The organism is Pseudarthrobacter sp. 1C304, assembly GCF_052245515.1.
In the GTDB taxonomy this organism is placed as follows: domain Bacteria; phylum Actinomycetota; class Actinomycetes; order Actinomycetales; family Micrococcaceae; genus Arthrobacter.
The window spans coordinates 195,881-208,414 of the sequence record NZ_JBQQCH010000004.1 but is presented as its reverse complement, the minus strand read 5'-3'; the positions used below and the strand labels follow the sequence as shown (position 1 = coordinate 208,414).

Below are 12,534 nucleotides of genomic sequence, written 5' to 3'. Positions count from 1 at the left end.
TTTCTGGGGGACACAGCACACATGAACACCTTCCTCGCTGCCCTGCGGCCGAAATCCCGCCGGCAAGCTAACGTGCGCCCCCTCACCGCCCGCCGCCGGCGCTTCCTCTCCGGTACCGGTCTTGCTGTGGCGGGTGTGGTGTTGGTGACGGGTGCTGTGGTTTATCCGGGGTTTAAGACCACTGAGGTGGAGTTGAATGACGGTGGTGTGTGGGTGGTGTCGAAGTCGAAGAATGCGGTGGGGCGGTTGAATTATCCGTCGCGGGTGTTGGATGGGGCGGTGACGCCGGCGTCGACGACGTTTGATGTGTTGCAGGATGCCGGGACTGTGTTTGTGGATGACAGTGCTGGTTCGACGTTGAATCAGGTGTCGGCGGCGCAGATGCGGTTGGGCGGGGATAAGCAGTTGCCGGGGTCGGCGGAGGTGAGTTTCGGCTCGGATGTTATTGCGGTGACGGACGCGGCGAAGGGCACGGTGTGGGCGTTGTCGCCGTCGTCGGTGAGTGGTTTTGATGCGGAGAATTCCGAGCCGGTGTTGCAGGGGTCGGCCGGGACGGTGTCCGCGGTGGGTGCTGATGACCGGATTTATAGTGCGGATCCGACGTCGGGGCAGGTGACGGTCACGTCGGCTGGTGCTGATGGTGTGGTGGCGGATTCGTCGGTGGAGACCTGGGATGGGTTGAAGGGTGCCGGGGATTTGCAGTTGGCTGTGGTGGGGGATGCGCCGGTGGTGCTGGATGCGGGGCGGGGGAAGTTGTTCCTGCCGGGCGGGCGTGAGTTGGCGTTGGCGGATGCGCGGGAGGCGAAGCTGCAGCAGTCCGGGCCGGCGGCGGATGCTGTGGCGGTGGCGACTCCGAAGGCGTTGCTGGTCCAGCCGTTGGATGGTTCGACGGCGAAGACGGTGGGCTTTGGCGGGCAGGGTGTGCCGGCGGCTCCGGTGCAGCTGGGTGGTTGTGTGCATGCTGCGTGGTCGGGGGCGAACAAGTATGTCCGGGACTGTGTGGATGATGCCAATGACAAGAACGTGGAGGTGCCGAAGGCGTCTGCGTCGCCGAGTTATGTGTTCCGGGTGAACCGGGACCTGGTGGTTCTTAATGATGTGAATTCCGGGAATGTGTGGCTGGTCAACCAGAACATGCAGCTGGTCAACAACTGGGACGACGTCATCCCGCCGAAGGAAACCTCCGACGACGCGGACAAGGACTCCGCCGACGAGGTCCAGCAGACCGTCCTCCCGGACCGCACCAAGCCCAACAGCGCCCCCGCGGTCAAACCGGACACCTTCGGCGTCCGCGCCGGCAAGACCACCATCCTTCCGGTCCTGGACAACGACACCGACCCCGACGGCGACATCCTCACCGTCCGCGCCCCCGATCCGATCGGCTCCGGGCTGCTGGCCCCCATCTACGGCTCCACCGGGTTCCAGGTCAGCGTCCCGGCGGACAAAACCGGCTCCGAAACCTTCAAATACTCCGCCGACGACGGCCGCGGGCTCTCCGCGTCCACCGACGTCACCCTCAACATCATCCCGGCGGGGGAGAACTCCGCACCGCGGCAGAAGCCCAACCGGAACACGTCCCTGGTGGTCCAGTCCGGCAAGCTCGTCAGCCAGAATATCCTCACCGACTGGATCGACCCCGACGGCGACGACCTCTACGTGGTCAGTGCCGCCAGCAGCGACCCCCGTGACCAGGTCAAGGCACGGCCCGACGGGCTCCTGAGCTTCCAGGACGCAGGCTCGGAGCCCGGCCGCAAAGTCCTGACGGTGACGGTCTCCGACGGCCAGTCCAGCACCGAGGGAAAGATCACCGTCGACGTCCGGGCGCCCGGCGCCCTGCCGCCGATCGCCAACGCCGACCACCTCGTGGCCGTGGCCGGCGTGGACACCGTCATCGCCCCGCTCAAGAACGACTCGGACCCGCAGGGCGGCGCACTCCGACTCGCCCAGGTGACCCCGGACGGCAACTCCACCGCCACCATGGGCGCGGACCAGCAGACGTTCACCTTCGGGTCCGCAGCCCCGGGCACCCACTACGTCACCTACCTCGTCACCAACGGCCCGGCGAGTGCCCAGCAACTGGTCCGGGTCGACGTCGTTCCCGGCAACGGCGACGGCGCCCCGGTGGCCGTGCGGGACACGGCCCTGCTGCCCAGCGGCGGCAGCGTCCTGGTGGACGTCCTGGGCAACGACTCCGACCCCTCGGGCGGCGTCCTGGTGGTCCAGTCCGTGACGGCCGCGGACGGGCAGCCGGTCAGCGTCTCGGTGCTGGACCACTCGGTGGTCCGGATCACCGACGTCCGTGCCGAGGGCCAGCTCAGCGTCAAATACACCATCTCCAACGGCACCTCCTCCGCCAGCGGGGAGATCGCCGTCCTGGTGGTCCCCGCTCCCGCGAAGCTCCAGGCGCCGCAGGCCAAACCGGACGAGGCAACCGTGCGGGCCGGGGACGTGGTGACCATCCCCGTCCTCGACAACGACACCGACCCCAACGGCGGCCAGCTCATCCTGGAACCGGTCCTGGCCCAGGAACCCGACGCCGCGGACGGCCGCATGTTCCGCTCCGGCGGCACCTTGCGCTTCATCGCCGGGGACGTCCCCAAAACCGTCTACGCCATCTACAAGGTCACCAACGACTCCGGGCAGTCGGACTCACAGCAGGTCACCATCCGGATCAACGCCCGCGACGACGAGCGGAACACCCGCCCGGAGCCGAAGAACCTGACGGCCCGTGTGGTGTCCGGCATGGTGGTCCGCATCCCCGTCCCGCTGGATGGTATCGATTCCGACGGCGACTCCGTCCAGCTGATCGGCGTGGACAAGGCGCCGGAGATGGGCACCGCCGTGGTCAGGGACGGCTACCTCGAATTCACGGCCACCGGCACCGCTGCCGGCACGGACACGTTCAGCTACCGCGTCCGGGACAGGATCGGCGCCGAAAACACCGGCACCGTGATTGTCGGCATCGCGCCGCCGGAAGCCAACAACCAGAAACCTATCGCCCTCGACGACGCCGTCGACGTCCGCCCCGGACGCAAGATCGCCGTCGACGCGCTCACCAACGACTCGGACCCGGACGGGGACCCGATCAGCCTGGCCTCGAACGCCTTCGAGGCGCGCCCCGAACTGCAGGTGGAGGCGGCCGACGGCGGCAAGGTGCTCCTCACCGCCCCCGGAACCGCCGGCAACGAGAGCGTCAGCTACACCATCCAGGACGATAAAAAGGCCCGGGGCAGTGCTGTGATCCGCGTCCGGATCAGCCCGGACGCCGCCCTCAAGCCCCCGGTGGCCAAGGACGACGTCATCACGCCCGCCGAGACCCTCGGCAAGACCGCCGTCGACGTTCCGGTCCTGAAAAACGACTCGGACCCCGACGGCGTTGCCGCCGACCTCAAGATCTCCCTGCCGGACGGCAACCCGAACGCCCGCGTGGGCGGCGACGGCAACGTGGTGGTGGCCCTCGCCCCGACGGACCAGCTGGTCCCGTACACCGTCACCGACGTGGACGGCCAAAGCGCGACGGCGGTCATCTGGGTGCCGGGGCAGGGCGAACAGCACCCCACCCTGGCGCGCACCGACGTCGTCGAAGTGATGGCCGGCAAGGAGATCACCCTCGACCTGAACGACTACGTCCGGGTCCGGGAAGGCCGCGCACCGCGGATCACGCAGGTGGACAAGATCCGGGTGCAGGGAGCCTCCGCGGACAACGTCGTGGCCGGCAACGGGACCGCACTGCGCTACGCCGCGCTCCAGGACTACGTGGGCCCCGGCTCCGTAACCTTCGAAGTGACGGACGGCACCGGGCCCGAGGATCCGCAGGGCCTGAAATCGACCCTCACCATCATCACAAAGGTCATCCCGGATCCGAACGCCAACCACGAACCCACCTTCAGCGGCACCGACCTCGAGGTGCCGAAGGCCGAATCGGTCAGCCTCGACCTGGGCGACCTCGCCAAGGACGTCGATCCGGGGGACCAGGAAAAGCTGAAGTTCGAACTCGACGGCACCCTGCCCGAAGGGCTCAAGGCCACCGTTGACGGACAGACGCTGCAGGTCAGCGCGGAGCCCACCACCCCCACCGGGCGGAAGGGTGCCATCCCGTTGAAGGTCACCGACGGCCGCTCCGAGCCCGTCAAAGCCACTGTCGAAGCCACCGTCGTCGCGTCCAACCGGCCCCTCCCGACGGCCAACGAGGACGTGATCGAGAAAGCCAACGCGGGCCGGGCCGAGACCATCAACGTCCTGGCCAACGACTTCAACCCCTTCAGCGACACGCAGCTGTTGATCATCTCGGCGACCGTTGAGACCGGCTCCGCCGCGGGCGCCCCCGCCGTGAACGGCGACTCCATCACGGTCACTCCCGCCGACGGTTCCAAGGGCGTGATGGTGATCCGCTACACCGTGCTGGACAAAACCGGGGACCCCACACGCCAGGCGAGCGGCCGGCTGCGCATCACCGTCCGGGACAAGCCGGACACCCCTCCGGCCCCGTCAGCGACGGACGTCCGCAGCCGCACCGCCGTCCTCAAGTGGGCTCCGCCCTCGGACAACGGCGCCGCGATCAGCAAATACACCGTCCGTTCCAGCGGCTTCAGCCAGGACTGTCCCACCACCACCTGCACCCTCACCGGCCTGACCAACGACGTCAAGTACGTCTTCACGGTCACCGCCACGAACGAGGTGGGCGAGTCGGCGCCCTCGGTGGCGTCCAATGAAATCCGGCCGGATGAGAAACCGTCCCCGCCGGAGGCCCCGGCCGTCAAGGCCGGTGACAAGAACATGGTGATCAACTGGGCTCCGGCGAAAACCGAGGGCTCCGCCGTCAAGAGCTACAACCTGGAGATCTCCCCGCCGCCGGCGTCCGGCATTGCCGTGAAGAGCGGGGTCACCGGGCTGACTTACACGTGGCCGGGACTGACCAACGGCGTCCGCTACAAGGTGCGCGCCCAGGCCGTCAACGAGCTCGGCCCGTCCGAGTGGGGCATCTACTCCGCCGAGGACAACCCCGCCGGGGTCCCGGCCGCTCCGGCCGCCCCCACCACCACCGTGGCCTCCGCGGTGGGGTCGTCGAACCAGCTCAAGGTGAACTGGACCGAACCGAACACCAACGGCGATGCCATCAGGAACTACTACGTCACCATGAGCGGCGGCGGAGGAACCTCCCAGACGCAGATGGTGGCCGGGACGGTCCGCACCGCGACATTCACCGCCAACAACTCCGAGGCGTCCTACACCTTTACCGTCCAGGCCGAGAACAAAGCCGGAAAGGGCGGCGTCAGCGCCCCCTCGGCCCCCCGGCGCGCCACCGGCAAACTGGCACAGCCGTCCGGCGTCAGCGCCACCGAGGCCAACACCGGCGGCGCCGGCAAGGCCGTCACCATCAACTTCCGGGAACTCACTGGCGCTGAGCGCAACGGCTCGGCGCCCAACGAGGTCAGCTACACCTTCCGCGCCACCACCGGGCAGTCCGGGCCCATCCGGCCCGGCCAGACCGTGGGAGGGTTTACGAACGGGGCCGCCACCACCATCACGGTGACCGCGAACTCCACCGTGGCGCCCAGCTCCGACGCCAGCACCGGCGCCACCGCCACACCCTACGGTGCGCCCGGAACCCCCTCGGCATCGGGCCAGAACGGCGGCCAGAACCAGAAGTCGCTCAGCTTCAGCTGGAGCTCGCCGTCCACCTCCACCAACGACGTCGCCTACACCCAGATCAACATCGACGGGCGGGGCTGGGAACGGGTGGCGGCCTCCGGCAGCCGGACCGTGAACACCGGCGGCTTCGACGAGCGGCACACCATTCAGGTCCAGACGGTCAACTCCCGGGGGACCGGCGGCGGTGTCGCCACGGCTGCAGCCCAGTCCGGACCACCGACACGCGAATGGACCACCCGGATCAAGACGTCCGATCCGAATTTTGTCCGCAGCTGCACCTACACCCGCGGCGGCTCGGACTACCGTCCCAACCCTTACTTTGACTGCGGCGGCGTCAACAACGGCGATACGCCTCCGTGGTTCTACAAGAACAGCGGCGAGACCATCGTGGTGAAGTGCTACATCATCCAGAACGACAATTGGACGAACTCGCCGGACACCGAGTGGTACCGGGTGGAACTCGGATCCAACCGAAATGTGGGCCGGTACGTCATCGCAGGACACACGCAGCTTGGCGCGCCGTACAGCCACGGGATCCCGCCATGCAGCTGACAACCGGGCCCGGGACCGCCACTTCCCCGGGTACCGCAGGGAAGTCCTCCCCATCGCACGGTCCCGGAACGTTCGGTAGGCTGTCGCGGGAAGTGAGGGCCCGGTACCGGGTCCGGCACGCGAATCATGACGCCATCTTGAAGGAAATCTGAAGCTGTGACACGACTTTTCTCCGGCCTAGGGGCCATCAAGCGAGGCTTCATGAAACCGCGGTCCACCACGCGCCGCAAAAACCTCATCAGCGGTACCGGTCTTGCTGTGGCGGGTGTGGTGTTGGTGACGGGTGCTGTGGTTTATCCGGGGTTTAAGACCACTGAGGTGGAGTTGAATGACGGTGGTGTGTGGGTGGTGTCGAAGTCGAAGAATGCGGTGGGGCGGTTGAATTATCCGTCGCGGGTGTTGGATGGGGCGGTGACGCCGGCGTCGACGACGTTTGATGTGTTGCAGGATGCCGGGACTGTGTTTGTGGATGACAGTGCTGGTTCGACGTTGAATCAGGTGTCGGCGGCGCAGATGCGGTTGGGCGGGGATAAGCAGTTGCCGGGGTCGGCGGAGGTGAGTTTCGGCTCGGATGTTATTGCGGTGACGGACGCGGCGAAGGGCACGGTGTGGGCGTTGTCGCCGTCGTCGGTGAGTGGTTTTGATGCGGAGAATTCCGAGCCGGTGTTGCAGGGGTCGGCCGGGACGGTGTCCGCGGTGGGTGCTGATGACCGGATTTATAGTGCGGATCCGACGTCGGGGCAGGTGACGGTCACGTCGGCTGGTGCTGATGGTGTGGTGGCGGATTCGTCGGTGGAGACCTGGGATGGGTTGAAGGGTGCCGGGGATTTGCAGTTGGCTGTGGTGGGGGATGCGCCGGTGGTGCTGGATGCGGGGCGGGGGAAGTTGTTCCTGCCGGGCGGGCGTGAGTTGGCGTTGGCGGATGCGCGGGAGGCGAAGCTGCAGCAGTCCGGGCCGGCGGCGGATGCTGTGGCGGTGGCGACTCCGAAGGCGTTGCTGGTCCAGCCGTTGGATGGTTCGACGGCGAAGACGGTGGGCTTTGGCGGGCAGGGTGTGCCGGCGGCTCCGGTGCAGCTGGGTGGTTGTGTGCATGCTGCGTGGTCGGGGGCGAACAAGTATGTCCGGGACTGTGTGGATGATGCCAATGACAAGAACGTGGAGGTGCCGAAGGCGTCTGCGTCGCCGAGTTATGTGTTCCGGGTGAACCGGGACCTGGTGGTTCTTAATGATGTGAATTCCGGGAACGTGTGGCTGGTGAACCAGAACATGCAGCTGGTCAACAACTGGGACGACGTGGTCCCGCCCAAAAACCAGTCCGATGACCAGGACCAGGAGTCGGCGGACAACAACACCATCAACATCCTGCCCGACCGCACCAAACCCAACCGTCCGCCGGAAACCACGCCCGACGCCGTCGGCGTCCGCCCCGGCCGCACCACCATCCTCTCCGTGCTGGACAACGACTCGGACCCCGACGGCGACGTCCTCACCGCCTCCGTCGGAGGCAACGGCCCGCAGGCCGGGAGCCTGGAGAACATCTACGGCGGCACCGCCTTCCAGGTCACCGTCCCGGCCGACGCGAAACCCGGCACGGAAACCTTCGCCTACAACGCCGCCGACGGCCGCGGGCTCTCCGCCGCCGGCAGCATCACGCTCAACGTCGTCGGCCCGGACGAAAACAAGCCTCCGCTGTTCAAGCGCGGCGAACCCACCACCATGCTCGTCGAACAGGGCAAAACGGTCAGCCAGAACATCCTCACCGACTGGACCGACCCCGACGGCGACGACCTCGTCCTGATGGACGCCAAGGCTGACAACGACCAGGACCAGGTCAAGGTCCGCCGCGACGGCCTCCTGACCTACCAGGACTCCGGCGCCGCAGCGGGCAAGAAATCCGTCACCGTCACGGTCTGGGACGGCCGCGCCACCACCACGGGCAAGGTGGTGATCAACGTGCAGCCGCCCGGAGCCCTGCAGCCCGTGGTCAACGCCGACCACGTGACCGCCGTCGTCGGCCAGGACCTGGTGATCGCCCCGCTGAAGAACGACGTCGACCCCAACGGAGGTGCCCTGCGCCTCGCCCAGGTGGAGGCCGCCGGCCCCGCCCAGCTGGGACCCGTGACCGACGGCGGAACTTTCACCTTCCGCAGCGACACCCCCGGGCCCGTCTACCTGACCTACATCGCCAGCAACGGCCCGCAAAGCAGCCAGGGCCTGATCCGGGTGGACGTCGAGTCCGGCAAGGACGTGGGCAACCCGGTGGCCGTGCACGACGTCGCCCTCATGCCGGTCGGCGGCAGCGTGCTGCTGGACCCGCTGGCCAACGACTCCGACCCGTCCGGGGGAGTGCTGGTGCTGCAGTCCGTGCAGCTGGCCGACAATGCCACCGCCTCGGTGAGCGTGATCGACCACAGCGTCCTGCGGATCACCGACGTCGTCGGCACGAAGGAACCCTTCACCTTCCGCTACACCATGTCCAACGGCACCAAATCCGCCACCGGCAGCGTCTCCGTGGTGCCGGTCCCGGCCCCGGCCGTCGTGGGGGCGCCACAGCCCAAACCGGACGAGGTCAACGTCCGCGTCAACGACGTCGTCACCATCCCGGTGCTGGCCAACGACACCCACCCGCAGGGCGAAAAGCTCACAGTGGACCCCGTGCTGCCCCAGGCCGTCCCGGACGTGGACGGCAAGAGCTTCGTCTCCGAGAACACCCTCCGGTTCATTGCCGGGGCCGAGCCGAAGACCGTCCGCGCCATCTACAACGCCGTGGATCCGCAGGGCCAGAAGAGCGCCGCGGCCGTGACCATCCACATCCTGCCGCTGGAGGGCGCGGAGAACTCCCGCCCGCAGCCGAAGAACCTCACCGCCCGCGTGGTGGCCGCCGGGAGCGTGCGGATCCCGGTGGAGCTCGACGGCATCGACCCCGACGGCGACTCTGTCCAGCTGACCGGCATCGACAGCACCCCGGCAATGGGCACCGCCACGGTCGGCAGCAACTTCATCGACTTCACGGCAGCCGGTGACGGCGCCGGCACGGACACCTTCCGGTACAAGGTGGTGGACCGGCAGGGCGCCGTCAACACCGGCACCGTCACGGTGGGCATCGCCCCGCGCGGGGAAACCAACCAGAAGCCCACCCCGGTGGACGACGAGGTCAAGGTCCGGCCCGGCCGCCAGATCGCCATCGATGCCACCGGCAACGACACCGATCCGGACGGCGACCCGATCCGGATCGTCAGCGACGGGATTGAGGCCGCCCCGGAACTCCAGGCCAGCGTCAGCAAGCAGAGCTCCCGCATCCTCCTGCAGGCGCCCGGCGAGGAAGGCACCGTCAACGTGCGCTACTCCGTCTCGGACGACCGCGGCGCCACGGCCCAGGCAGCCATCGCCGTCAACGTCCGGAACGACGTGCCCCTGCAGGCGCCGATCGCCCGCGACGACCGGGTGACCTCCGCCCAGACCCTGGGCAAGACCGCCGTCGACGTGCCCGTGCTCAAAAACGACGAGGACCCCGACGGCGTCGGCGAGAACCTCAAGATCGCCACCGAGGCCACCACCGCCCGGCCCGGCGCCGAGGGCACCATGATCGTGGAACTGACTGAGCAGCCGCAGCTCATCCCGTACACCGTGGAAGACGTGGACGGGCAGAAATCCACCGCGATCATCTGGGTCCCGGGCCTGGGCCAGCAGGTCCCCACCCTGGCCAAGGACGACGTGATCGAACTCGTCGCGGGGCAGTCCGTCACGGTGGACCTCAAGGAATGGGTCAAGGTCCGCAACGGACGGTCGCCGCGCCTCACCCAGGCGGACCGGATCAAGCTGATCGGCGCCGATGGCGCCGATGGCTCCGACGCGGTGGCGGACAACGGCACCGCCCTGAGATACACCGCGGGCAAGGATTACGTGGGCCCCGGCTCGCTCAGCTTCGAGGTGACCGACGGCTCAGGCCCTGACGATCCAGCCGGCCTGAAATCGACCCTCAGCATCCGCACCAGGGTGCTGCCGGACCCCAACCGGAACAACCCGCCTGTCCTGCTGGGCAGCCAGGTGGACGTGCCCATGGCGGACTCCGCCAGTACCGACCTGTCCCGGCTCACCACCGACCCGGACGACGGCGACGTGGACCGGATGTCGTACGAACTGGTGGGCGGCGTGCCGGCTGGATTCGATGCCGGCATCGAGGGGAAGACCCTGAAGGCCGCCGCGAAGGACGGCACCGCCGCCGGGACGCGCGGTACCGTCCAGGTCAAGGCCAAAGACCCCAGGGGCCTCGAAGCCACGGCAACGTACCAGCTGGCCGTCACCGCCTCCAACCGGCCCAAACCGGTGGCCAACGACGACCTCGAACCCGACGCCGCGGCCGGCAAGCCCGTCACGGTCAACGTGCTGGCCAACGACGCCAACCCGTTCCCCGAGACGCCGCTGAAGATCGTCACCGCCGGGACCGAAACGGGCCAGGGCACCGCCGAGGTCGCGGGCGACTCCGTCACCGTCACCCCGGCCGAAGGGTTCTCCGGCACCATGATTGTGTCCTACACGGTGGCCGACAAGACCGGCGACGCGTCCCGTCAGGCCACGGCCCGGATCCGGCTCACCGTCAAGGACAAGCCGCTGGCGCCCACCACACCCCAGGCCGCCAGCGTGGGGGACAGCACCGCCCTGCTGAACTGGACCGCCCCCGCGGACCGCGGCTCGGCCATCACCAAGTACACGGTGTACGGCGAGGGCGGCTACCGCCAGGACTGCCCGGCAAACTCCTGCACGCTCACGGGCCTGACCAACAATTCCAAGTACCACTTCCAGGTCACCGCCACGAATGCCCTCGGCGAATCCGAGCGGTCCCCGGCCTCTGCGGAGGTGCGCCCGGACGTCAAACCGGACACCCCGGTGGCGCCGTCGCTTAAGTTCGGCGACAAGCAGCTCACGGTCACGTGGGCGGCGCCGGCGTCCAAGGGCTCCCCGGTGAAGTCCTACGACCTGGAGATTTCGCCGGCTCCGGCCGGGCAGAACGCCCAGATCCAGAACCTCACCTCAGTGAGCTACGTGTGGAAGGGCCTCCAGAACGGTGTGGCCTACAAAGTCCGCGTTTTGGCCCGCAACGACGCCAAGGAGCCCTCCGAGTGGAGCGCCTACTCGGCGGCGGAGACCCCGGCCGGCGTGCCCGTAACCCCGGCGCCACCGAGCGCGACGGCGGCGCCTTCGGTGGGCAGCCAGAGCCAGCTCAAGGTGACGTGGACGGCGCCGAACAACAACGGTGACGCCATCTCCAGCTACACGCTCACCACCCTGCGCGGCGGGGCTGCCATTGCGACCCAGCAGGTCTCCGGGACCACGCAGAACGTCACTGTGGACAACTCCGAGGCCGGCTACACGTTCACCGTCTCCGCCACGAACAAGGCAGGAACGTCAGGGACGTCCGGCGAGTCGGCCGCGGTCCGCGCCGTGGGCAAACCGGCGATGGTGGGAGCGCCGTCGGCGACGCTGAGGGACACCGGCGGCGACGGCGGCAAGATCGACGTGCGCTTCGCCCCGCTCACCGCGGAGCAGCGCAACGGCTCCAGTGCCGGAGAGATCACGTACAAGTACAAACTCACCTCCGGCAGCGGCAGCGGCGACATCCCGGCCGGCGGCGGGGTGGTGGCCGCCCCGAACGGCACCGCCACCGCCGTGGTGGTCTGGGCCGTCTCGTCGCGGAGCTCCGCCGCCGGCGATGCCAGCCCCGCGTCTAACTCGGTGAACCCTTACGGGCTCGCCTTCGCCCCGAAGGTCACCGGCAGCGGAAGCGGCGGCGTGGGCGACAAGACCGTGTCCTGGACGTGGAACGAGCCCAACGGCAACGGACGTCCCGTCTCCGGCTACCAGTACAGCCTCGACGGGGGAGGCTGGCAGGACACCCAGCAGCGCTCCTTCTCCAAGAGCGTGGGCTTCAGCGAAACCCACGAGCTGCGGGTCCGCGCCATCAGCGCCGGGCAGCCCGGCCGGATCGGCAGCGACACGTCCCGCAGCGGGGCGGAGCCGCCGCCGCCGGCGCCGCCGACGTCACAGGTCCAGGTGGAGGCGACCACCGTCAGGACCTGCCCGGGCAAGCCGAACCAGACCGATACTTTCTCGGAAGGGCCGCCGAAGACCTGCGGCGCCGGCTGGGTGGAACGGTCCGAGGGCAGGCTCACCATCAACTGCACCAAGGACATCTACGGCAACGGCACCCCGTGGTTCCGCGTGACCGAAGGCAGCCACCCGGGCTGGTTCGTCAAGTCCACCACCGTGGACCTGTACGGACCCCGGCCCGGCGGCTGCTGATGACCGCACCACATCCCAGCACGGGCCCCG

2 protein-coding genes are annotated in these 12,534 nt (G+C 68.3%); both read left to right on the top strand.

Annotation, left to right across the window (positions count from 1 at the left end; genetic code table 11):
* The first annotated feature begins 21 nt into the window (after positions 1-21).
* Positions 22-6,204, top strand: coding sequence for an Ig-like domain-containing protein (locus tag ACTWQD_RS10375; RefSeq protein ID WP_443196047.1), 6,183 nt, complete (start codon positions 22-24; stop codon positions 6,202-6,204).
* Between the two features lie 201 nt (positions 6,205-6,405).
* Positions 6,406-12,504 carry an Ig-like domain-containing protein gene (locus ACTWQD_RS10370; RefSeq protein ID WP_443196046.1) on the top strand — a complete coding sequence of 2,033 codons (6,099 nt, stop codon included), beginning with the start codon at positions 6,406-6,408 and terminating at the stop codon, positions 12,502-12,504.
* Positions 12,505-12,534: the final 30 nt, after the last annotated feature.

Excerpts from the sequence above, each read along its gene's own strand:
- ACTWQD_RS10375 (WP_443196047.1), top strand. The coding sequence starts at position 22 with ATGAACACCTTCCTCGCTGCCCTGCGGCCGAAATCCCGCCGGCAAGCT.
- ACTWQD_RS10370 (WP_443196046.1), top strand. The coding sequence starts at position 6,406 with ATGAAACCGCGGTCCACCACGCGCCGCAAAAACCTCATCAGCGGTACC.